22 protein-coding genes, 2 pseudogenes and 1 riboswitch are annotated in these 22,339 nt (G+C 73.6%); of the genes and pseudogenes, 2 read left to right on the top strand and 22 right to left on the bottom strand.

Annotation, left to right across the window (positions count from 1 at the left end):
* Positions 1 to 17: 17 nt before the first annotated feature.
* From pheS to rpe, 16 genes and pseudogenes are all read right to left on the bottom strand, one after another.
* Positions 18 to 1,079, bottom strand: coding sequence for a phenylalanine--tRNA ligase subunit alpha (gene pheS / locus IF06_RS0112415; protein WP_013285543.1), 1,062 nt, complete (start codon positions 1,077 to 1,079; stop codon positions 18 to 20).
* A gap of 168 nt (positions 1,080 to 1,247) precedes the next feature.
* Positions 1,248 to 2,132 (bottom strand): TrmH family RNA methyltransferase, encoded by an 885-nt coding sequence (locus IF06_RS0112410; protein ID WP_030271069.1) that lies wholly within the window; start codon positions 2,130 to 2,132, stop codon positions 1,248 to 1,250.
* A 32-nt stretch (positions 2,133 to 2,164) separates the two neighbouring features.
* Positions 2,165 to 2,557 (bottom strand): 50S ribosomal protein L20, encoded by a 393-nt coding sequence (gene rplT, locus IF06_RS0112405; RefSeq protein ID WP_013285541.1) that lies wholly within the window; start codon positions 2,555 to 2,557, stop codon positions 2,165 to 2,167.
* Positions 2,558 to 2,589: 32 nt separating this feature from the next.
* Positions 2,590 to 2,784, bottom strand: coding sequence for a 50S ribosomal protein L35 (gene rpmI / locus IF06_RS0112400; RefSeq protein ID WP_007075851.1), 195 nt, complete (start codon positions 2,782 to 2,784; stop codon positions 2,590 to 2,592).
* 19 nt (positions 2,785 to 2,803) lie between these two features.
* The gene (infC, locus tag IF06_RS0112395) at positions 2,804 to 3,451 is read right to left on the bottom strand and encodes a translation initiation factor IF-3 (protein ID WP_013285540.1); all 648 of its coding nucleotides are present in this window, start codon (positions 3,449 to 3,451) and stop codon (positions 2,804 to 2,806) included.
* Between the two features lie 325 nt (positions 3,452 to 3,776).
* Positions 3,777 to 4,250, bottom strand: coding sequence for a PH domain-containing protein (locus IF06_RS0112390; protein WP_030271068.1), 474 nt, complete (start codon positions 4,248 to 4,250; stop codon positions 3,777 to 3,779).
* Complete coding sequence (locus IF06_RS0112385; RefSeq protein ID WP_030271067.1) at positions 4,247 to 5,209, bottom strand: DMT family transporter; 963 nt, start codon at positions 5,207 to 5,209, stop codon at positions 4,247 to 4,249. Before IF06_RS0112385 ends, IF06_RS0112390 begins: the two co-directional genes overlap by 4 nt.
* Positions 5,206 to 6,051: an ATP phosphoribosyltransferase gene (hisG, locus tag IF06_RS0112380; RefSeq protein WP_013285537.1), complete on the bottom strand. Its 846-nt coding sequence runs from the start codon at positions 6,049 to 6,051 to the stop codon at positions 5,206 to 5,208. Before hisG ends, IF06_RS0112385 begins: the two co-directional genes overlap by 4 nt.
* A 43-nt stretch (positions 6,052 to 6,094) precedes the next feature.
* Entirely contained in the window at positions 6,095 to 6,376 is a 282-nt protein-coding gene (locus tag IF06_RS0112375) for a phosphoribosyl-ATP diphosphatase (RefSeq protein ID WP_198039659.1), read from the bottom strand.
* 26 nt (positions 6,377 to 6,402) lie between these two features.
* Positions 6,403 to 6,900 (bottom strand): 6,7-dimethyl-8-ribityllumazine synthase, encoded by a 498-nt coding sequence (ribH, locus tag IF06_RS0112370; protein WP_013474910.1) that lies wholly within the window; start codon positions 6,898 to 6,900, stop codon positions 6,403 to 6,405.
* 4 nt (positions 6,901 to 6,904) lie between these two features.
* Positions 6,905 to 8,170: a bifunctional 3,4-dihydroxy-2-butanone-4-phosphate synthase/GTP cyclohydrolase II gene (locus tag IF06_RS0112365; RefSeq protein ID WP_030271066.1), complete on the bottom strand. Its 1,266-nt coding sequence runs from the start codon at positions 8,168 to 8,170 to the stop codon at positions 6,905 to 6,907.
* Positions 8,167 to 8,862, bottom strand: a complete 696-nt coding sequence (gene pnuC, locus IF06_RS0112360; protein WP_030271064.1) for a nicotinamide riboside transporter PnuC — start codon at positions 8,860 to 8,862, stop codon at positions 8,167 to 8,169. The genes IF06_RS0112365 and pnuC overlap by 4 nt, the downstream gene beginning before the upstream one ends.
* Positions 8,852 to 9,473: pseudogene (locus IF06_RS0112355) on the bottom strand (riboflavin synthase); the annotation flags it as partial. The gene pnuC and the pseudogene IF06_RS0112355, both read right to left, overlap by 11 nt.
* Before the next feature lies 1 nt (position 9,474).
* The gene (ribD, locus tag IF06_RS0112350) at positions 9,475 to 10,536 is read right to left on the bottom strand and encodes a bifunctional diaminohydroxyphosphoribosylaminopyrimidine deaminase/5-amino-6-(5-phosphoribosylamino)uracil reductase RibD (protein ID WP_030271062.1); all 1,062 of its coding nucleotides are present in this window, start codon (positions 10,534 to 10,536) and stop codon (positions 9,475 to 9,477) included.
* A gap of 170 nt (positions 10,537 to 10,706) precedes the next feature.
* Positions 10,707 to 10,879: riboswitch (FMN riboswitch) on the bottom strand.
* A 73-nt stretch (positions 10,880 to 10,952) separates the two neighbouring features.
* Entirely contained in the window at positions 10,953 to 11,909 is a 957-nt protein-coding gene (locus IF06_RS0112345; protein WP_013285530.1) for a response regulator, read from the bottom strand.
* A gap of 1 nt (position 11,910) precedes the next feature.
* Positions 11,911 to 12,591 (bottom strand): ribulose-phosphate 3-epimerase, encoded by a 681-nt coding sequence (gene rpe / locus IF06_RS0112340; protein WP_013285529.1) that lies wholly within the window; start codon positions 12,589 to 12,591, stop codon positions 11,911 to 11,913.
* Between the two features lie 261 nt (positions 12,592 to 12,852).
* Between rpe and IF06_RS0112335 the strand changes: the two genes are divergently transcribed.
* Together IF06_RS0112335 and IF06_RS0112330 are read left to right on the top strand one after the other, a co-directional pair.
* Positions 12,853 to 13,740, top strand: coding sequence for a septum formation family protein (locus IF06_RS0112335; protein WP_013285528.1), 888 nt, complete (start codon positions 12,853 to 12,855; stop codon positions 13,738 to 13,740).
* Between the two features lie 77 nt (positions 13,741 to 13,817).
* Positions 13,818 to 14,708, top strand: a complete 891-nt coding sequence (locus IF06_RS0112330) for a septum formation family protein (protein WP_013285527.1) — start codon at positions 13,818 to 13,820, stop codon at positions 14,706 to 14,708.
* 43 nt (positions 14,709 to 14,751) lie between these two features.
* Here IF06_RS0112330 and IF06_RS0112325 read toward each other — a convergent pair whose 3' ends face one another.
* The 6 genes and pseudogenes from IF06_RS0112325 to IF06_RS0112300 all read right to left on the bottom strand — a co-directional run bounded on the left by IF06_RS0112325 (position 14,752) and on the right by IF06_RS0112300 (position 22,254).
* The gene (locus IF06_RS0112325; protein ID WP_013285526.1) at positions 14,752 to 16,500 is read right to left on the bottom strand and encodes a M28 family metallopeptidase; all 1,749 of its coding nucleotides are present in this window, start codon (positions 16,498 to 16,500) and stop codon (positions 14,752 to 14,754) included.
* Positions 16,501 to 16,736: 236 nt separating this feature from the next.
* Positions 16,737 to 18,386: an RsmB/NOP family class I SAM-dependent RNA methyltransferase gene (locus tag IF06_RS0112320; protein WP_030271059.1), complete on the bottom strand. Its 1,650-nt coding sequence runs from the start codon at positions 18,384 to 18,386 to the stop codon at positions 16,737 to 16,739.
* A complete protein-coding gene (gene fmt, locus IF06_RS0112315; protein ID WP_013285524.1) occupies positions 18,383 to 19,309 on the bottom strand; it encodes a methionyl-tRNA formyltransferase in 927 nt (308 codons plus the stop codon). Before fmt ends, IF06_RS0112320 begins: the two co-directional genes overlap by 4 nt.
* A 5-nt stretch (positions 19,310 to 19,314) precedes the next feature.
* Entirely contained in the window at positions 19,315 to 19,875 is a 561-nt protein-coding gene (def, locus tag IF06_RS0112310) for a peptide deformylase (RefSeq protein ID WP_030271057.1), read from the bottom strand.
* A 42-nt stretch (positions 19,876 to 19,917) separates the two neighbouring features.
* Positions 19,918 to 21,179 (bottom strand): annotated as a pseudogene (locus tag IF06_RS32105) (cytochrome P450).
* Positions 21,180 to 21,273: 94 nt separating this feature from the next.
* Positions 21,274 to 22,254, bottom strand: coding sequence for an AAA family ATPase (locus tag IF06_RS0112300; protein ID WP_013285521.1), 981 nt, complete (start codon positions 22,252 to 22,254; stop codon positions 21,274 to 21,276).
* Positions 22,255 to 22,339 lie beyond the last annotated feature (85 nt).

The raw sequence follows: 22,339 nt of genomic DNA, 5'->3' as shown, positions 1-22,339 counted from the left end.
ACCACCGTTCCCGTAGCTCAGGCGCCGAACGCGCGGGTGAACCGCACGTCGCCCTCGGCCATGTCCCGCATGTCACTGACGCCGTGCCGGACCATCACGGTCCGGTCGATGCCCATGCCGAACGCGAATCCGGAGTAGACCTCCGGGTCGATGCCGCAGGCGCGCAGCACCCGCGGGTTGACCATGCCGCAGCCGCCCCACTCGACCCACTGCGGGCCGTCCCGGTGCTCCGGGAACCAGACGTCGAACTCCGCCGACGGCTCGGTGAACGGGAAGTAGTGCGGCCGCCAGCGCGTCTTCGCACCCTCGCCGAACATGGCCCGGGCGAAGTGGTCGAGCGTGCCGCGCAGGTGCGCCATGGTGATGCCCTTGTCCACCACGAGGCCCTCGACCTGGTGGAACACCGGCGCGTGGGTGGCGTCCAGTTCGTCGGTGCGGTAGACCCGGCCGGGCACCACCACGTAGATCGGCGGCTTGCGGCTGAGCATGGTGCGCGCCTGCACCGGCGACGTGTGGGTGCGCAGAACAAGGCCCGAGCCTTCGGGTGCGATGTGGAACGTGTCCATCAGGCCGCGCGCCGGGTGGTCGGCCGGGATGTTCAGCGCGTCGAAGTTGGTCCACTCCAGCTCGACCTCGGGGCCCTCGGCCACCTCGTACCCCATGCCGATGAACAGGTCGCTGATCTGCTCCATCAGCACGCTCAGCGGGTGGCGGGCTCCGCGCGGCCGGCGGTCGTACGGCAGGGTCACGTCGACCCGCTCCTCGACCAGTACCCGCGCGGCCCGTTCCCGGTCCAGGATCTCCTGCCGGGCGGCGTACGCGGACTCGATGGCCCGGCGGGCCTCGTTGACCCGCTTGCCGGCGTCGGCCTTGGCGGCCGGCGGCAGCGCGCCGATCTCCCGGCGGGCCAGCGACACCGGGGACCGGTCACCGAGGTGCGCGGGGCGCAGCGCGGTGAGCGCGTCCGGGTCGGTGGCCTCGGCGAACGCCTTCTCGGCGTCGGCCACGGCCCCGGCCAGGGCGTCCGGGTCGAGCAGGGCGACCTGCTTCGGGTCGTACGGATCGTTGCGGTAGCTCATGGTGAACGGGCACTCCCTCACGGCGGCGCCGACCCTCGCGGGTGGCTAGGCGAGTCTACGGACGCGCGGCTTCGCCGCAGCCCGCCGGTGGGGAGTCGTGCAGGGGGAAGGGTCAGGCCCGCCGCCCGCCGACACCGGCGGGCTGGCTAAACGAACGCCATGGCGCGTTCATGACGAGGCGGACTCCCCTGCTGTCTCTCGCGTGCCCCGGGGGACACGCAGTGCTCTGGCGGAAGAATACAGGCAGACGGCCGCCGCCGCAGCCAGGTTCAGGCTCTCCGCGCGCCCGTGCAGCGGCACCCGGACCCGGGCGTCGGCGGCGCCGGTCAACTCGTCGGGCAGGCCGTGCGCCTCCGAGCCGAACAGCCACGCGGTGGGGGCGGCCAGCCGTCCCGCGTCGGCGAGGTCGTCCAGGTCGCTGTCGCCGTACCCGGTGGTGGCCAGGATCTCCAGGCCGGCGGCCCGCAGCGCCTCGACGGCGGCGAGCGGGTCGGCGGCGCGCACCACGTCGACGTGGAAGAGGCTGCCGGCGGAGGCCCGCACGCACTTGCCGTTGTAGGGGTCGACCGCCTCGCCGGCGAAGACCACAGCGCCCGCGCCCGCCGCGTCGGCGGTACGCAGCACGGTGCCGGCGTTGCCCGGGTCACGGATCCCGGCGAGCACCGCGACCAGGCGCGGCCCGCGCGCCACTGCCTGCTCCAGGGGTACGTCGAGGTGCCGGCACACCGCCACCAGGCCCTGCGGCGCGACGGTCTCGGCCAGCGCGGCCAGGGCGTCGTCGGTCACCTCGGAGACCGGCACGTCGGCGCGGGCGGCGGTGGCCGCGAGGTCGGCGTACCTGTCGAGTGCCGCCGGGGTGCCGAACAGCTCGACCACGGTGCCGGTGCGGGCGAGCGCCTCACGGACCGCCTGCGGCCCCTCGGCCAGGAACCGGCCGGCCTGGTCGCGGTCGCGCCGGCGCTGCAACCGGCGGGCGGCAACGACCCTCGGGGTACGCGGGGTGAACGGTCCGGGAACGGCGTCGAGGCGCCTCCCCTGCGACTGTGACTGCATGGGAGACGCCTCGATCTGCCGTACGGGGTGGGTCAGGCGGCCTGAGCCGCGGCGCCACCGGTGCCCTCGGCCGCCACGGCGGCGCGGGCCAGCTCGACGATCGCCGCGAACGCGGCGGCGTCGTTGACGGCCATGTCGGCCAGGATCTTCCGGTCGACCTCGATGCCGGCCAGGCGCAGGCCCTGGATCAGGCGGTTGTAGGTCAGGCCGTTGGCCCGGGCGCCGGCGTTGATCCGCTGGATCCAGAGCTGCCGGAAGTCGCCCTTGCGGTCGCGACGGTCCCGGTAGGAGTACTGCATCGAGTGCAGCACCTGCTCCTTGGCCTTGCGGTACAGCCGGGAGCGCTGACCGCGGTAACCGCTCGCGGTCTCCAGCAGGGTACGACGCTTCTTCTGGGCGTTCACAGCCCGCTTGACGCGTGCCATCTCAACTCCTTCTTCGGTTCAGGTGGCTCGCGTCAGCGGCCGAGCAGCTTCTTGATGCGCTTGGTGTCGGCCTTGGCCAGCTCGACGGTGCCGGTCAGCCGACGGGTCTGGGTGCTGGGCTTCTTCTCCAGGTTGTGGCGAAGGCCGGCCTGCTGGGCAACGATCTTGCCCTTGCCGGTCACCTTGACCCGCTTGCCCATACCCGTGTGGCTCTTCATCTTCGGCATTGGAACGTCTTCTCCCCTGTTACTGGCCGCTGGTCTCAGCGGTCGTGCCGGTCTCACCGGCTGCTGCGGTCTCGCCGGCCGCCGGGGTCTCGCCGGCCGGAGCGGCCGGTTCCTCCGCTGCCCGGTCGCGCGGTCCACCGCGGGACGCCGTGGCGGCGACCGCGGAGGCCTTGACGGCCCGGTGCGGAGCGAGAACCATGATCATGTTTCGGCCGTCCTGCTTCGGCGCGGCCTCGACGTATCCAAGGTCCGTGATCTCGGACTCGAGCCGGCGCAGGAGCCGGTAGCCCAGCTCCGGGCGGCTCTGCTCCCGACCGCGGAACATGATCGTCACCTTGACCTTGTCGCCGGCCTTGAGGAACCGCACCACGTGACCCTTCTTGGTCTCGTAGTCGTGCGGGTCGATCTTCGGCCGGAGCTTCATCTCCTTGATGACGGTCTGCTGCTGGTTACGCCGCGCTTCGCGCGCCTTCAGTGCGCTCTCGTACTTGAACTTGCCGAAGTCCATGAGCTTGCACACCGGCGGGCGCGCCATCGGCGCAACCTCGACCAGGTCCAGGTCGACGTCCGCGGCCAGCTGCAGGGCGCGCTCCAGCGGGACGATGCCCACCTGCTCACCCTCAGGGCCGACCAGTCGGACCTCACGTGCCCGGATCTGCTCGTTCACGCGTGGTTCGACGCTGATGGGGCCTCCTCGAGTCGAGTCTCCTACGGTGCCGACTCCGTGGGCTCCCGGGTGGGAGCCGACCCGGAAAGCAGAAGGCCCCGGCGTATGCCAGGGCCCACTCGACCGGTCGGCACGATCACAGGATCGCGCATCCGGCGTCGGGACGTGCCCGAAACCGGGGACCGGACCCGGCCACCGTGGCGGCGACTCGGGTGGGAGCGGGCGCTCCGCTTCTCGACCGCCCGCGCGTCAGGGACGGGGGCAGTCTGGTCGACTCCGCAACACTACACCCTCGGCCCAGGCCAGCCCAAACCGGGCTCGCTGGTCAGCGGGGTGCCGACTGGCCGGCGGACAGCGCCGCCAGGTGCGCCTGGTGCAGGCGGCGCAACGCGCGGACCGCCTCGACCGCGCTCTCCTTGTCGGCGGCCTGCAAGGCGACCATCGGCAGCAGGTCGTCGTCGTGCAGCTCCAGGCTGGCCCACGGGGCGCCCCTGTCGAACCGGACACCGCGGACGACCTCCCACGGCAGCTCGTACGAGCTGAACACGTTGCGCACCCGGACGCCCCTGGCGTCGGCGATCACGCGAGGGCGGGTGAACAGCAGGAAGCCGAGCGCGCCGAAGACACCCAGGCCGATCATGGCGAACTGGTCGCCGCGCTGGAACGTGCCGTAGCCGTTGCCGGTGGCGCCGGTCAGCGACGTCGCGACGAGGCTGAACACCACGATCAGCGTGACGGCCGACACCCAGCAGACGACCCGGACGCGGCGGGGTCGCACGGTCACCACGGAATCGCTCACCCGACCAGTCTGCCATCCGGTTCGGGCGCGCCTTCGGCCGCCACACGCTCCGGGCCACGCCGGCGCAGGCTGGTGACCACCACGGCGAGCAGCGTGAGCAGGGCGCCGGCCAGCACCGGCAGCCGGACACCGGGGCCGCCGGGCAGCACCAGGTCCAGCAGCAGCGCTCCGCCGAGCTGCCCGGCCACCAGCGCCAGGCCGGTACGCAGCACCCCGGCGGCGCGTACCCCGACCAGCAGCGAGAGCACGATGCCGACGCCGAGCAGGCCGCCGACGTAGAGCCACCACTGGGCAGGCCAGCGGGGCTGGCTCGCGAGCGCTCCGGTCAGCGCCGCGACCGCGCCGATCAGCACTGTGCTGACCGCGAAGTTGACAGCGAGGCCGGCGGCCGGGCCGACCGAGGCGGCGACCCGGCCGTTGAGCGCGGACTGCCCCGCCACCGCCAGCCCGCCCAGGACGCAGAGCAGCACCAGCCCGACCGCCAGGTCACCGACCGGGCGGCCGAGCTGGGCGAGGGCCACCGCGCCGACGCCGAGCACCGCGCCGCCGACCCGGGGCACTGTGAGCGGCATCCGCCCGGTCGCGGCCAGCCCGGCCCGGTCCACCGCGAGACCGCCGAGGCTGCCGCCTGCCACCTGGGCGATAGTGAACACCGCCACCCCGAGCACCGGCACCACCACCGGGGCGACCAGCACGATCACCGCGCCGCCCACCCCGCCGAGGTACGCCCACCACGGCAGCCCGGAGCGGCGCAGCCCGGCCAGCCCGGCGCGCATCGACGGCAGCGCCACGATCCCGGCCAGCACCAGCAGGCAGCCGCCGAGGTTGTTGACGACCGCGCCGAGGACCGGGGCACCGGTCCGCTCCCCCATCTCGGCGTTGACCGCGCCCTGGGCGGCCGAGGCCACGCCGCCGGCCACGACCACCGCGAGCGCGGCCGGGAGCGGCAGCGGTCTCACAGCCGGCAGGCGTGGATGTTGGTGACGAGGATCGCGCGGGCGCCCAGCTCGTACAGCTCGTCCATGATCCGGTGGACGTCGTCGCGGAGCACCATCGCCTGCACCGCGACCCAGCCCTCCCGGTGCAGCGGCGAGACGGTGGGCGACTCGATGCCGGGGGTCAGCGAGCTGGCCCGGTCGAGCAGGCCGGCCGGGACGTCGTAGGCGAGCATCACGTACCGGCGGGCGACGAGCACGCCGTGCAGCCGGCGCTGCAACTGCTCCTGCTGCGCGCCGCCGGGAGCACCGGCGCGGCGGACCAGCACCGCCGAGGAGCGCAGCAGCGGCTCACCGAAGACCACCAGGCCGGCCTGGCGCAGCGTCGCGCCGGTCTCCACCACGTCGGCGACCACGTCGGCCACGCCGAGGCGGATGGCGTTCTCCACCGCGCCGTCCAGGCGGATCACGTCGGCCTTGACGCCCAGCTCGGCCAGGTGCCGCTCGACCAGACCCGGGTACGCGGTGGCGATGCGGTGCCCGCCGAGCTGCTGGACGGAGGCGACGTCGTCGGGCCGGGCGGCGAACCGGAACGTGGCCCGCCCGAAGTTGAGGTCGACGATCTCCTCGGCCGGCGCGCCGGAGTCGATCAGCAGGTCGCGGCCGGTGATGCCGACGTCCAGGTCACCGGAGCCGACGTAGGTGGCGATGTCCTTGGGGCGCAGGTAGAAGAACTCGATGTCGTTGGCCTCGTCCCGGCAGACGAGGTCCTTCGGGTCGGTGCGCTGGCGGTAGCCCGCCTCGCGCAGCATCCCGGCGGCCGACTCGGCCAGGGCGCCCTTGTTGGGTACTGCGACACGCAGCATGGGAGTGCTCCTTCGTTCGATCGGATGATCAGCGGACGGGCACTCAGAGATGTCGGTAGACGTCCTTCAGTTCCAGGCCGGTGGCGAGCATCAGCACCTGCGCCTGGTAGAGCAGCTGGGAGATCTCCTCGGCGGCCCGCTCCGGGCCCTCGTGCTCGGCGGCCATCCACGACTCGGCCGCCTCCTCGACGACCTTCTTGCCGATGAAGTGCACGCCCTTGGCGAGCGCCTCGACGGTGCCCGAGCCCGGGGTGCCGGCGGCGGCCTTGGCCTGCAGCTCGGCGAACAACTCCTCGAACGTCTTCACGGAAGGCGATTCTTCCAGCCGCTCCTGGTGACGGGCCGGGTGGGTCAGGCGAAGCCGACCCGCTGGGCGGACTGGGCGTCGAGGGCGCGGACGGCCAGGGCGGCGTCCAGCGCCGCCACGGTCGCCGACCAGCCCTTGTCCTCGGCCGAGCCGGGCAGCCCGGCCCGGTCGCGGGCCTGCTCGACGGTGTCCACCGTGAGGACCCCGTGCGCCACCGGCTTGCCCTCGTCCAGCGCCACCCGGGTCAGCCCCTCGGTGACCGACTTGCAGACGTAGTCGAAGTGCGCCGTCGCGCCGCGTACCACCACGCCGAGCGCGACGACCACGTCGAAGCGGCGGGCCATCGCCTGGGCCACCACCGGCAGCTCCACCGAGCCGGCCACCCGGGCCACCACTGCCCGCGCCCCGCACGCCTGCGCGGCGGCCACCGCACGCTCGGTCATGTGGTCGGTCAGGTCGCCGTGCCACCGGGCGGCCACCACGCCCACAGTCATCCCGGCGGCGTCCACCGCGGTCACGCCCGGCTCACCGAAACCCGCCATCGCCCTACGCTCCGATCTCGTCACCGGCGACCGGGCGGCCCATCGGCGCCTCGGTCACCTCGTCCAGTCCGTCCAGCAGGTGGCCCATCCGGTCCCGCTTGGTGCGCAGGTAGCGCACGTTCTCCGGGTTGGAGCGCACCGGCAGCCCCTCCCGGCCGGTCACGGTGAGGCCGTACCCCTCCAGCCCGGCCCGCTTGGCCGGGTTGTTGGTCAGCAGCCGCATCGACCGGACGCCCAGGTCGTAGAGGATCTGCGCACCTGTGCCGTAGTCGCGGGCGTCGGCCGGCAGGCCCAGGTCGAGGTTCGCGTCCACGGTGTCGCGGCCCTGGTCCTGGAGCTGGTACGCCTGCAGCTTGTGCAGCAGGCCGATGCCCCGGCCCTCGTGCCCGCGCACGTAGAGGACCACGCCGCGGCCCTCCTGCGCGACCCGGGCCAGCGCGGCCTGCAACTGCGGCCCGCAGTCGCAGCGCAGCGAGCCGAACACGTCGCCGGTGAGACACTCGGAGTGCACCCGCACCAGCACGTCCCGCCCGTCGCCGAGGTCACCCATGACCAGCGCCACGTGTTCGGCCGGGTCGTGCTCGGCGCGGTAGCCGAGCGCCCGGAACACGCCGTACGGGGTGGGCATCCGAGCCTCGGCGGCCAGCTCGACCTGCTTCTCGGTACGCCGCCGGTGTGCGATCAGGTCCGCGATGGTGACGAGCGTCAGCCCGTGCTCGGCGCAGAACTTCTCCATGTCCGGCAGGCGCATCATGGTGCCGTCGTCGTTCACCAGCTCGCAGAGCACCCCGGCCGGGCGCAGCCCGGCCATCCGGGTCAGGTCCACCGCCGCCTCGGTGTGCCCGGGACGGCGCAGCACCCCGCCGGCGCGGGCGCGCAGCGGCACCACGTGACCGGGCCGGGCCAGGTCGGTCGGGCCGGTGGCGGCGTCGGCGAGCAGCCGGATGGTGTGCGACCGGTCGGCGGCCGAGATGCCGGTGCTGACGCCCTCCCGGGCGTCCACAGTCACCGTGTACGCGGTGCCGCGCCGGTCCTGGTTCGTGTGGTGCATCGGCGGCAGGTCGAGCCGGTCGCACTCGTCCTCGGTCAGCGGCACGCAGATGTAGCCGGAGGTGTACCGGACCATGAACGCGACCAGCTCCGGGGTGGCCAGCTCGGCCGCGAAGATCAGGTCGCCCTCGTTCTCGCGGTCCTCGTCGTCGACCACGACCACCGGACGCCCGGCGGCGATGTCCGCCACCGCCTGCTCGATCGAACCGAACGTGCTCATGCCACGGCCTCCGAGTACGTCGCCGGGATCGGGGCGGGCGCGGTCGCGACGGCCCGGGAGGTGCGCCACCAGCTGTACAGGCCTGCGGCGCAGAACGCGCCGTAGACCAGGTACATGGCGGCCGACGGGTAGAAGCCACCGCGCAGCAGCAGCGGTACGCCGACCGCGTCGACGGCGATCCAGATCAGCCAGAACTCGACCCAGCCGCGGGCCATGCCGTACGTGGCGAGCAGGCTGCCGACCAGGATCCAGGCGTCCGGCAGCGGCCCCCACGAGCCGAGCGCGGCGAGCACCGGGTACGCGGCGGCGGTGCCGACGGCGGCGGCCACGAGCAGGCCGAGCCGCTCCGGCCAGGTGGCCCAGCGCGGCACCACGGCAGGCTCGTCCCCGCCACCGGCACGCCGGTTGCGCGACCAGCGCCACCAGCCGTACACGCTGACGGCGAAGAAGAAGACCTGCCGGCCGGCCTGGCCGTAGAGGTCGTGCGCCTGCGGGGTGACGAAGACACCGCCGAGGAACACGGTGAACAGCAGCGCGTTGCCGATCATGCCGACCGGCCAGGCCCAGACCACTCGGCGCAGCCCGAGCAGCGCCGAGCCGAGCCCGAAGACGTTGCCGACGATCTCCCGGACCAGCACCGGCGAGCCGGCCACCTGCACCTGGGCGTCGAGCAGCCAGCCGAGCGGGCCCATCACCGGGCACCCCCCGCGCCGCGGTCGCCGAGCAGCCGCTCGACGTACTTGGCCAGCACGTCCACCTCCAGGTTGACCGGGTCGCCGATCCGCTTCGTGCCGAGCACGGTGAGCTTGAGCGTGGTGGGGATCAGGCCGACCGAGAACCAGTCGTCGCCCGCCTCGGCGACGGTCAACGACACGCCGTCGACGGTGATCGAGCCCTTCTCCACCACGTACCGGGCCAGCCCGGCGGGCAGCCGGAACCGCACGGTCTCCCACTGCGCGGCGGGCTCCCGGGCGACGATCTCGCCGACGCCGTCGACGTGGCCCTGCACCAGGTGCCCGCCGAGGCGGCTGTTGAGTGCGGCGGCCCGTTCCAGGTTGACCGGGTCGCCGGGGCGCAGCGCGCCGAGCGCGGTACGGCGCAGCGTCTCGCCCATCACGTCGGCGGTGAACACGCCGCCGTCGACGTCGACCACGGTGAGGCAGACGCCGTTGACGGCGATCGAGTCGCCGTGCCGGGCGTCCGAGGTGACGAGCGGGCCGCGGATGGCGACCAGCGCGGAGTCGTCGCCGGTCTCGGTGCTCCGGACGATCTCGCCCAGTTCCTCGACGATGCCGGTGAACATGTCAGCTCTCCCTCTTCCGGGGCAGCGCGGTGATCCGCAGGTCGGGACCGACCCGCGTAACGTCGGTGATCTCCAGATCGATGGCGTCGGCGATGGTGCTCACGCCGGCGTCGAGCAGCGCGGTCGGGCCGGCGCCGAGCAGCTTCGGCGCGACGTACCCGACGATCCTGTCGACCAGGCCGGCGGCGAGGAACGCGCCGGCCAGCGTCGGCCCGCCCTCCAGCAACGCGGCCCGCACGCCCCGGTGGTGCAGCTCCGCCAGCAGCGCCGGCAGGTCGACCCGGCCGTCCGGCCCGGCGCCGACCTCCGCGGCGGTGGCGATCCACGTGCGCGCGGCGCCGTCGCGGACCCGGGCGTCGGCCGGGGTACGCCCCGAGCTGTCCACCACCACCCGCAGCGGCTGCCGGATGGCCATGGTGCCGTCGCGCAGGTTGCGGGCGGTCAGCCGGGGGTCGTCGGTGAGCACGGTGCCCACCCCGGCGAGCACCGCGTCGACGGTGCCGCGCAGCGCGTGCACGTCGATCCGGGCCGCCTCGGAGGTGATCCACATGCTGGTGCCGTCGGCGGCGGCGGAACGCCCGTCGAGCGTGGCCGCGTACTTCCAGATCACGTACGGCCAGCCGCGGCGCATCGAGGTGAGCCAGGCGACGTTGCCGGCCTCGGCCTCCTGCGCGCGTACCCCCAAAGCGACCTGGACCCCGGCGGCGCGCAGCGTGGCGGCGCCGCCGGAGGCGACCGGGTTGGGGTCGGGCACGGCGATCACCACGCGGGACACCCCGGCGGCGATGAGCGCGTGGCTGCACGGGCCGGTGCGGCCGGTGTGGTCGCAGGGTTCCAGGGTGACCACCGCGGTGCCGCCGCGGGCCCGCGTGCCAGCCTGGGCCAGCGCGACGATCTCCGCGTGCGGGCCGCCGGCGTACGCGTGGAAGCCCTCGCCGACGACCTCGCCGTCGGTGTCGAGCAGCACGCAGCCGACCACCGGGTTGGGGCTCGTGGCGCCGAGGCCCCGCGCGGCCAGTTCGATGGCACGACGCATCGCCTCGTCGACGGAGACGCTCGCCATGGCCGCCTGTCCTCCCGCTCGCCGGTCGCGCGCGGGCGGGGTTCGGGAGGAACGGCCACGAAAGCCGCGGACACGCGGCGGCGGAGAACCCGGGGACGGCGACGCCGACCCCGGGGAGCCCACGCGGCGGCTGAGGGTGCTCAGCGGCCGGCAGGGGCCTCCCCCGTTCCGCGCGCTGTCTCCCATCCGGACTTTCTGGGGGCGGACGAGCCGCACCCCAACCGTCGGCCCCGGATTTTCACCAGGTCCACCGTCCGGCCGAAGCCGTCCGGGTCGCGGGCTTACCACGGTCGGACCGTGGATCACCGCCGGTTCGGAATTTCACCGAGCCCCGCCAGCGCGTGGTGGGTATAGGGGAAGTCTTACACGTTCCGCCCGGGCGCGCGCCACAGAGGCGAGCTACCTCACAGGACCGGTCAGGTGACGCCGCGCCGGCGGTCCACCGCCACGTACGAGCCGGGCTGGCTCTTGGCCACCGTCTTCATCTCCGAGGCCACCGCGATCGCCTCCAGCGGGTCGGTGAACCGCTTGCCGGAATCGGACAGCGACACGCCGATGGAGAGCGTGACGAGCGCGGCGCGGCGGATGTTGCCGCGCCGGTCCTTCAGCTCGACGAAGCCGCGTTCCCGGTCGGTGGCGTCGTAGAGCGCGTCGGCGGCCTTCTCGAAGTCGACGACGGCCCGGCTGGTCAGCGGCCGGACCTGGCTGGGCGCGCAGACGATGACGAAGTCGTCGCCGCCGACGTGGCCGAGGAACGCCGGCGGCAGCCCGATCGACACCACCGCCCGGTGCAGGCTGCGGGCCAGCGCCGAGATGAACTCGTCGCCGCGCACGAAGCCGTACCGGTCGTTGACGCTCTTGAACCGGTCGATGTCGATGTAGCCGACGGCGTAGTCGACGCCGTTGCGTACCCGGTCGCTGATCTCCCGCCGGATCCGGCTGTTGCCGGGCAGCCCGGTCAGCGGCGAGACCTCCCGGAACTCCTTGTTGCGCCGCAGCGTGGAGTTGACCCGGGCCACCAGTTCCAGCGTGTCGAACGGCTTGACCAGGTAGTCGTCCGCGCCGACGCTGAGCCCGTTGACCTTGTCCTGGGTCATCCCCTTGGCGGTCAGCATGATCACCGGCAGGGCCGAGGTCATCGGGTCGGCGCGCAGCCGCCGGGTCAGCTCCAGCCCGTCGATGCGCGGCATCATCAGGTCGACGACTGCGAGGTCGGGCCGCTGCCGCTCGATGACCTCCAGCGCCTCCTGGCCGTCGGCGGCGTGCAGCACCTCGAAGCCGTGCAGGCGCAGGTTGAACTCGACGAAGCGGGCGATGTCCTCGTCGTCGTCGACGACGAGGATCACGTCGGGTCGCTCGCCGGCCGGGTCCATCTCAGGCCCCGGTCATCGCGCGTTCCGCCAGGCCCCGCAGGCGGCGTACCGCCTCCGCGGGATCGTCGGCGCCGTAGACGGCGGTGCCCGCGACGAACGCGTCGGCGCCGGCCGCGGCGGCCTGCTCGATGGTGTCCGCGGCGATGCCGCCGTCGACCTCGATGCGCAGCTCCAGGTGCCCGCTGTCGACGTGCCGGCGGGCCGCGCGCACCTTGTCCAGCAGCTGCGGCAGGAAGCGCTGGCCGCCGAAGCCGGCCTTGATCGTCATGATCAGCAGCGTGTCGAAGCTCGGCAGCAGTTCGAGGTACGGCTCGATCGGGGTGTCCCGGTCGATCGCCAGCCCGGCCTTCGCCCCGGCCGAGCGCAGGTCCTTGGCCAGCGCCACCGGGTCGTCGCACGCCTCGGCGTGGAACGTGACGTTGTACGCCCCGGCGTCGGCGTACCCGGGCGCCCAGCGGCGCGGGTCGGTGATCATCAGGTGCACGTCGAACGGAATCCCGGTGACGGCGCGCAGGCTCTGCACCACCGGCAGCCCGATGGTCAGGTTGGGTACGAAGTGGTTGTCCATGACGTCGACGTGCAGCCAGTCGGCGGCGGGCTCCACGGCACGGACCTCGTCGGCGAGGCGGGCGAAATCGGCGGCCAGGATGCTGGGCGCGACGATCGGCGGCGGTACGGTCACGGGGCCAGTGTACGAACGCGGTGATCCGGAGGTAGCGGCACGGCTCCCGGAGCGACCAGCGGTGATCCTTCCGTCACCCGTGGTGCACCATCCGGCCGTCCGGAGAAAAAATCGGCACGAATAGTCGCCGGTGACTGGCCGATCGATTGAAAGATGACGAAACTCCTACAGGGACGGTCACGTATGCTGCACGCCCGGGCGCGGGGGACGCCGGTCGGGCCTATGACGACCGGCTGTCATCTCTCCCGGAAGGGGCGGACGATGCGACGGTGGCTCCACGTGCTCGCGCTGGCCGGCGCCGCGACTGCGGTGCTCGCGGGTTGCGCTCAGGTGCATCGGGCCGACGGCGACCTGATCGACGACTGGGCGGCGCTGCCGGTGCCGCAGCTGTTCGTCCCGGCGACCGAGGCGTGCCTGCCCCGGCTGAGCACAGTGGTGGCGGCCGCCACGTACGAGACGGTGAACTGCGCGGGCAGCCACCTGGCCGAGACCGTGCACGTCGGCCGGTTCAGCGGGCCGGCGGCGCAGGGCGTACGCCCCGAACCGGGCTCACCGGCGCTGCGGACCGCGCGCGCCGAGTGCGACCAGCGGGCCCGGGAGATGATCGGCGGGGACTGGCGCGCCGCCCGGCTCACGTTGAACATCGCGCTGCCCACCGTCACCGCCTGGACGTCCGGCGCCCGCTGGTTCCGCTGCGACCTGGCCGAGACCGACAGCATCGACAACACCCGCCCGGTCAACCGGGTCGGCAGCCTGCGGGGCGCGCTGGTCGGCGACAACCCGCTGGTGCACAGGTGCTTCGACCCGAAGCTGATCGGCCAGAACCTCAACTACATGGCCCCGGTGCTGTGCACCGAACCGCACCGGGCGGAGTTCGTCGGCGTGTACGAGGAACGCGACATGAGCTGGGCGGAGTTCACCCGGGGCGCGCCCGCCACGCACCGGCGCTGCATGACGCTCATCGCCGCGTTCGCCGAGGTGCCGGACAACGCCGAACTGCCGTACCGGGCCGGGTCCATCTTCTACCCGCCGTCGCAGCGGGAGTGGGAGGAGGGCGACCGGGGCGTGCGCTGTTTCCTGTGGAGTGACGACCGCAAGCTGAACCGCTCGGTGCGCGGCGCCGGACCCGAGGGACTCCCGGTCACCTGAGCGGCTGCCGTATGCTGCACCGCCGAGGCGTACCGGTCGACCGGGCGGCGCCGGATGCGCGGGGGAGGTCGGTCGGGATGCGGCGATGGCGGGTGGCGGTCACAGTGGGCGCGGCGCTGGCGCTGGCGCTCGGCGGCTGTGCCGCGCCAGCCGGAGTGGACCGGGACCTGGTCGACGACTGGCCCGCGTTCGCCGCGCCGGTCGGTTTCGTGCCGCAGAGCGGGGCCTGTCATCCCACTGTCGCCGACGTCGGCTACCTCAGCGGCTACCAGCCGGTCGACTGCGCCACCCCGCACCGCACCGAGACGCTGCACGTGGGCACGATGACCGGCGCGGAGGCGGAGCGTTCCGCACCGCCGCGGACCGGCTCGGCCGGCGTGCGCGCCGCGCACGCCGACTGCGCCCGGCAGGTCACCCGGGCCGTCGGCGGGGACTGGCGCGGCGGGCGGCTACGCCTGGCGGTGGTCTTCCCCTCGGCGCTCGCGTGGTCCGGCGGGGCCCGCTGGTACCGCTGCGACGTCGCCGAGATCACCGATCTGGACGAGGGTGCCGTGGCCCAGCGCACCGGCAGTCTGCGGGGTGCGTTGAAGCCCGGCTCGAAGCTCGCGCTCGGCTGCTTCAACCCGAAGCTGAGCAAGGACGAGGTGCAGTCGATGCGGCCGGTGGCCTGCACCAGCAAGCACCACGCCGAGTTCGTCGGCGTCTACCAGGCGCCGGACATCAGCTACGCCGAGTTCGAACGCACGCCGCTGCGCACGCACAAGGCCTGCCGCGGCCTGATCGCCAAGTACGCCGGGCTGCCGAACGACGGCAACATGCAGTACCGGGCCGGCACCATCATCTACCACCCGTTCGAGGAGCAGTGGCGCGACGGTGACCGGGGCGTGCAGTGCTTCCTGTGGGTCTCCGAACGTTCGCTGACCCGGTCGGTCAAGGGCGCGGGCGCGAAGGCGCTGCCGATCACGTGAGACCCGGGCGGGGCGGGCCGGCGCCCACCCCGCCCGGGACCGCTCAGCCGACCTGCAGCGTCACGTCGTCCACGACGAAGCTGGTCTGCAACGAGGAGTCCTCGACCCCGGTCCACTTCAGCGTGACCGTCTGACCGGCGTACGCGGCCAGGTTGAAGGTGCGCTGGGTGTAGCCGGTGGCCTTGTTCAGGTTCGAGTACGTGGCCAGCGTCGTCGAACCGACCTGCACTGTGAGCTTGTCGTACGCGGTCGAGGTGGTCGTCTCGGCCGAGTCGATGTGCAGCCAGAACGAGAACGTGTAGCTGCTGCACCCGGACGGCAGCGTGACCGACTGGGACAGCGTGTCGGTACGCGAGGAGCCGTACCCGTTCATCCACGCCTTGTACGACCCGGTGCGGGCCGCCTGGCTGGAGCTGTTGGTGATCACGCCGGAACTGGCCGTCCACGGCGTGGTGCCGGACTCGAAGCTGCTGTTGCCGATGAGCTGGCCGCCGGTGCAGCCGCCGCTGCCGCCGGTCACGGTGATCGTGTAGCTGGCGGTGCGGGTGGCCGAGCCGGTGCCGGTCACGGTGAGCGTGAACGTGCCGGTGGTGGCCGTCGACGAGGCGGTGACGGTCATGGTGGCCGAGCCGCCCGAGGTGACCGAGGACGGGCTGAAGCTCACCGAGACGCCGCTCGGGGCGCCGCTGGCGGACAGCGCCACGGTCTGCGCGCTGCCGGCGGTGGTGGCGGTGCTGACCGTGGCGGTGGTGGAGCCGCCCCGGGCGACGCTGCCGGAGGTGGGGCTCACCGAGACGGAGAAGTCGTTGGACGGCGTGCCGCCGCCGACGGCGAGCTGCCAGATCGCGTACGCCACACCGTCAGCGGCCCGGTTGAGGATGGTCGTGTTGATGTTGCTGGTGTTGTCGCAGGAGCGGTGGTAGCACCCGTCGTACGCCGCACCGGCGGTGCCGCCCCACTTGCTGGCCTGCGCCGAGCTCTTGGTGTAGCTGGCGCCCGCCGCGTAGCCGGAGGTCTGGATGCCGGCGTTGGCGAACGAGTAGTCGTCCGAGCGGCCCTGGCCCTCGGTGTTCTCCTCCGGCGAGATGCCGAACGAGTCCCAGTACGCCTTCAGCGGCGCGGCCGTGGCCGAGGTGATCCGGTTGATGAAGTAGCCACCGTTGGGCGAGCCCACCATGTCGAAGTTGTAGTAGCCCTTGATGTAGCCCCGCTGGGTGGAGCTGAGCTGGTTGACGTAGTGCTTGGAGCCCTGCAGGCCCTGCTCCTCGCCGTTCCACCAGGCGAACCGGACCCGCTTGGTCATGGTCGGGTTCTGCGCGGCCAGCACCAGCGCGTTCTCCAGCAGCACCGACGAGCCGGAGGCGTTGTCGTTGATGCCGGGGCCCGCGGAGACGCCGTCCAGGTGGGCGCCGAACATGACGACCTGGTCGGAAGGGCCCTGCGGCCACTCGGCGATCAGGTTGTTGCCGGGGTAGGTGCAGGTGGAGCAGTTCTGCTCGGTGACCGTGTAGCCGGCGGCCTGCAGCTTGCCCTTGACGTAGTTGACCGACGCCGTGTAGCCGGCCGAGCCGGAGCGCCGGTTGCCGCCGTTGCTGGTGGCGATGGAGTTGAACTGGGTGAGGTGGGCCTGGATGTTGCTCAGGGAGACGTCCGGCGCGGCGAGGGCGGCGACGGCCGGGGCGGGGGCGGCGGCCGGAGCGGGCGCGGCGGAGGCGGTGCCGGCCAGGCTCGCCGTCGTCAGGGTGGCGACGAGGGCGAGCGCGAGGCTCGTGGTCGGCGTTCTGCGTCTCATGGAGACTCCTCGTGGGGGTTCGGCGGGCGGGGGTGCCGGGACCGGTGGTCGAAACAGTTACATGCATCGATCAAACAGTCAACGGGCTGTCACATCCCACCGGCCCCCTCTCCCCACCGGGATGCCGCACACGCTCCATCCCTCCCCATTTCTCCGCATGACGATCAAGGAGTTCGTGTCCGGGCACGGCGGCCCAGGCGACACGAACTCCTTGATCGACTGCGAGGAGAGGTGGGTCAGACCCGGCGGAGGACCGCCAGGAACATGGCGTCGGTGCCGTGGCGGTGCGGCCAGAGCTGCACAGTGGGGCCGTCGCCCAGGCCCGGCATGCCGGCCGGCAGCAACGGCCGCGCGTCGACGAAGTCGACGTCGAAGCCGCACCGCCGGGCCGCCTCGGTCACCGTCACGTGCGTCTCCACCACGTGCGGCGAGCACGTCACGTACGCGACCAGGCCGCCCGGCCGGGCCGCCCGCAGCCCGGCGGTGAGCAGTTCCCGCTGCAACCGGGTCAGCGGCGGCAGGTCCGACGGCTGGCGGCGCCACCGCGACTCCGGGCGACGGCGCAGCGCGCCCAGCCCGGTGCACGGCGCGTCCACGAGCACCCGGTCGAAGTGCTCCTCCGGCAGCTTCGGGTCGCTGCCCACTGTGCGCCCGTCCGTGTGCACCACAGTCACCGGCAGCCCGCGGGTGGCCTGGGCGACCAGCCGGGCCCGGTGCTCGGCCACCTCGACAGCTGTCAGCCGGGCACCACGGGTCGCGGCGAGCGCGCCGAGCAGGCCCGACTTGCCGCCCGGACCCGCGCACAGGTCCAGCCACCGGCCGTCCGGGCCGTCCAGCGGTGCCGCCACCAGCGCGTCCGCCACCAACTGGGAACCCTCGTCCTGCACGTGCGCGCGGCCGTCGGCCACCGCCGGCAGATCGCCCGGCGCGCCGCCGGGCAGGTAGACCGCGTACGGCGAGAACGCGCCGGGCGCGCCGCCCACCTCGTCGGCGAGCGCCACCGGATCGGCCAGGCCCGGCCGGGCGCACAGGTGCACCGGCGGGCGCTCGTTGTCCTCGATGAGCAGCCGGGTCGTCTCGCCCATGTCGCCGCCGAGTGCCTCGGCGAACGACCGCACGATCCACTGCGGATGGCTGTACGCGAGCGCGAGGTGCCCGATCGGGTCGGTCTCCTGCGCCGGGGCGAGCTTCGCCACCCAGGCGTCGGCGTCCCGGCTGGTGATCTCCCGCAGCACCGCGTTGGCGAACCCGGTGGCGCCCGGCCCCACGGACCGGACCAGGTCCACGGTGGAGGACACCGCGGCGTGCGCGGGCACCCGGGTGTGCAGGATCTGGTACGCCCCGAGCCGCAGCGCGTCGCGCACCGGCGGGTCGATGCGCTGCACGTCCCGCCCGGCCGCGTCGGTGACGATCGCGTCGAGCGTGCCGGTGTGCCGCAGCGTGCCGTAGGTCAGCTCGGTGGCGAACGCGGCGTCCCGGCCGGTCAGCCCGGCCTCGCGCAGCATCGCCGGGAGCACCAGGTTGGCGTACGCGTCGTCGCGGTGCACCGCCGCGATCGCCTCGTACGCGATCTGCCGGGGCAGGTCGACTGCCGGACGGGCCGGACGCCCGCCCCGCCGGTCCCCACCGAACCGGTCCCCGCCTCGCCGGTCGCCGCCGGGCCGGTCCCCGCCCCGCCGGTCGCCGCGCTCACGGTCGCCGCCGAACCGGTCGCCGGCACGCCGGTCCGCGGCGGGCCGGTCGGAGCGCTGCCGGGCGCCACGCTCACGGTCGCCGAAACGGTCGTCGCCCCGGCGCTCGCCGCCGGGCCGGTCGCCGTGCTCACGCGCGTACCCCCCGGGACGCTCGCCCTCGACGGGCCGGTCCGGGCGCTGCGGCCCCGTCACGCGAACACCTCGCCGGCGGTGACCCGGGCGCCGCGAGCCCAGTCGCCGGCGGGCATGGCCTTCTTGCCTGCGGCGCGCACCTCGCCGAGGCGCACCGGCGTGGTGGCGGTGCCGACCAGCACACCGGACTTCTCCACGTGCAGCTCCCCCGGCTTCAGCTCCGGGCCGTCGGGCAGCGGGGTGACCGGGCCGAGCTTGACCCGGTCGTCGCGGAACGTGGTCCACGGGCCGGGCGCGGGCGTGCAGGCGCGGATGCGCCGGTCCACCGCGAACGCGGGGTCGCCCCAGCGGACGCGGGCGTCCTCCACTGTGAGCTTCGGGGCGAGTGAGACCCCGTCGGCCGGCTGCGGCACGGCCCGGGCGGTGCCGGCGCCGATCGCGTCGAGGACCGCGACCAGCAGCCCGGCGCCGGAGTGCGCGAGCCGTTCCAGCAGGTCACCGGAGGTGTCGGCGGGACGGATCTCGTCGGTGACGGTGCCGTACACCGGGCCGGTGTCCAGCCCTTCCTCCAGCTCGAAGACGCTGGCCCCGGTCAGCTCGTCGCCGTGCAGCACGGCGTGCTGCACGGGCGCGGCGCCGCGCCAGGCGGGCAGCAGGGAGAAGTGCAGGTTGATCCAGCCGTGCCGGGGGATCTCCAGCGCCACCGGCGGCACCAGCGCGCCGTAGGCGACCACCGGTACGCAGTCCGGCGCCAGCTCGCGCAGCCGGTCGAGGAACTCCGGCTCACGCGGACGGGCCGGGGTGAGCACCTCGACGCCGTGCGCGTCGGCCCACGCGCCGACCGGCGAGCGGACCAGTCCCCGGCCCCGCCCGGCCGGGGCGTCGGGGCGGGTGACCACGGCGAGCAGCTCGTGCCCGGAGGCGGCGATCGCGTCCAGGGCCGGTACGGCGACAGCCGGCGTGCCGGCGAAGATCAGGCGCATCCGGGTCACCGCCCCAGGCCGAACGGGTTGCCGGCGGCGTGCGGGCTGAGCTTGACCGTCGGCGGCGCGGCCTGGTCGTACCACTCGGCCTGGCGGATCGCCTTCATGGCCTCCTTGCGGCCGGCCGCGTCGAGCCGGTCGACGAAGAGCACCCCGTCGAGGTGGTCGGTCTCGTGCTGCACGCAGCGGGCCATCAGCCCGGTGCCGACGATCTGCAACGGGTCGCCGTAGCCGTTGAAGCCCTTGGCGATCACGTTCTGCCGGCGCTTGGTGTCGAAGTAGAGCCCGGGGATGGACAGGCAGCCCTCCGGGCCGTCCTGCTCCTCCTCGTCGGGGAACTCCAGCACCGGGTTGACCAGGTGGCCGAGGACGTCGTCGACGTCGAAGGTGAACACCCGCAGGCCCACCCCGAGCTGCGGCGCGGCCAGGCCGGCGCCGCTCTGCTCGCGCATCGTGTCGGTCAGGTCGGCGATCAGCTTGCGCAGCTCGGCGTCGAAGTCGACGACCGGGTCGGCCGGCGTGCGCAGCACCGGATCGCCGAACAGACGGATGGGCTGGACGGTCACTCGGCGTGGCTCCTTGTCTGGGTCGAACGATGCGCGTCCAGTCTACGGAGTCGGCCCGGCCGCCCCGGGTGGCGTACCGGGAACGGTGACCGGGGCCGCCTCCCACCCCACGCTCACCGGCAGCGTGGCGTGACCACGCAGGGTGAGCCGGACCCGCCGCTCGGGCCGGCCCGCCACTGCCAGCCCGGGCAGCCGGCGCAGCAGCAGCGGGAACGCCACCTGCGCCTCCAGCCGGGCCAGCGCCGCGCCGAGGCAGTAGTGCGGCCCGGCGCCGAATGAGAGCGGCGCGATCTGCGCCCGCCACGGGTCGAAGCGGGCCGGATCGGGATAGCGGCGGGGATCCCGGTTGGCCGCGCCGAGCAGCACGATGACCCAGCTCTCCGGCGGCAGGTCGACGTCGCCGTACCGGGACGGCGCGGTGCTCATCCGCGAGGTGAGCTGCACCGGTGAGTCGTAGCGCAGCAGCTCGTCGACGTACGCGGGGGCGAGGTCGGGCCGCTCGCGCAGCGCCGCCGCGGCGCGCGGATGCTCCAGCAGCGCCACCAGGCCGTTGCCGAGCAGGTTGGTGGTGGTCTCGAAGCCGGCCACCAGCAGCACGATGAGGTTGGCCAGCAGCTCGTCGCCGGAGAGCCGGTCGCCACCGTCGTGCGCCTGGACCAGCGCGGTGGTGAGGTCGTCGGCCGGGGCCCGGCGGCGGGCCGCCACCAGCTCGGTGAAGTAGCCCCGCAGCTCGGTCGCGCCCCGGTCGGCCACCGCCAGCTCGTCGGCTGTGATCTCCGGTTCGAGCACGCCGGTCAGGTCGGTGGCCCAGCGCCGGAACAGCGGCCGGTCCGCCGCCGGCACGCCGAGCAGCGCGCAGATCACGCCGACCGGCAGGGGGTACGCGAACGCGGCCATGAAGTCGACCGGCTCGTCGGCGGCGAGCATCGCGTCGACCAGCTCGTCGGCCTGCGCCCGCACCACGTCGCGCATCGCGGCGATCCGGCGCGGGGTGAACGCGCCGGCGGCCAGCCGCCGCATCCGGCTGTGGTCGGGCGGGTTGGTGCGCAGCATCGACCGGGAGATCGACAGCACGGCCGGGCTCTCCCGCCAGCCGGGCATGAACTGGTCGCGCAGCGCGTCGTCCATCACCCGAACCGGGCGTCGCGCAGGATCGCGTCGGCCTCGGCGTAGCCGGTGACCACGTAGAAGACCGGCCCGGCCTGGACCACCGGGCCGTGCGCGCGCAGCCGCTCGTACGTCGGATAGGGGTCGAGACGACCCTCGGGGGACATCAGCAGCGCGAGCGCGTCGGTCGGATCCACGATTCCGCCTCCCCAGGCATCGGAGGCCTTCATCATGCTCCGGCCCGCCGGATCGGGTGAACCCGTGACGGCGAGGTGGCGGTGTCCCCGGCGGTCAGGCGCCGGCGCCCGGCTCCCCGGCGAGCACCGGGCCGCCGCCGAGCAGCGCGTGCTCCGGCAGCGGCAGCGTGATGCCGTGCGCGTCCTCCCAGTCGTGGATGAGCCCCGGGCGGGCCTGCGCGGTGAAGAAGTCGACGGCGCTGATCCCGCCGACCACCGGCTCGTCCACCTCGGCGACCAGCCGGGCCGGGACCATCGGCAGGCCGGCGCGCACCGCCGCGCTGAGCCGCCGGTGGCCGTCGACGACGAAGAAGTACTCGCCGGTGTAGCCGATGCTCAGCGGCTCCGGCTCCTCGTCGCGTCCGGCCGCCTCGGCGGCGGCGTCGGAGTCCCAGAGGCCGCGCAGCGTCGACACGTCCTCGGTGGGGTACACCCGGTTCGGGTCGAGCAGCAGCAGCGGCCGGCCGGCGCGCAGCACGTCCGCGCCGAGGCGGCCCTCGTAGACGTCGATGACGTGCTGGATGACCTGCTCCGGGTTGGCCCGGGTGGTGTCGCAGACCAGGTCGTAGTTGCGCAGGCGGGCCTTGTCGACGCCGTACCGGACGATGAACCGGCCGCGCTCGCTCTCGCTGCGCTCGCGCAGCTTGGCCCGCGCCTCCTCCAGCGAGGTGTAGCTCTCGGCCGGGCCGGACGGGCGGGCGAGCACGCGCCGGGCCGCCTCGGTCGGCTCGGTGATCATGTGCACCTTGAGCGCGTCGGTGAAGAAGTGCCAGGCCAGGCGGGAGTCCATGACCAGGGACTCACCGGAGGCGGCGATGTCGCGCTGGAGCTGGTCGACGTACCCGTCGACGGCCTGGTCCAGCTCGGCGTGCAGGTTGAGCTGGAGGGCGGTCATCTGCCGCTCCTGGGCCATCTGGCGGTAGAGGTCGCCGACGCTGACCCGGCGCAGCCCGAGCCGCTTGGCGATCTCGACCGAGACGGTGCTCTTGCCACTGCCGAGGTCACCGTTGAAGACGATCGACTGACGAACGGTCACGACTGGTCCACCCCTGCTCACCGGCTGACTGACGACATCGAATCCGTGTCGGCCCGACGTGCTCTGGCACCCGCCGCGCCGCGTC

The organism is Micromonospora globosa (genome assembly GCF_000717585.1).
GTDB lineage: Bacteria > Actinomycetota > Actinomycetes > Mycobacteriales > Micromonosporaceae > Micromonospora > Micromonospora aurantiaca.
Note: the sequence above shows the minus strand (reverse complement) of the source record. Positions and strands in the feature narration are given on the sequence as shown.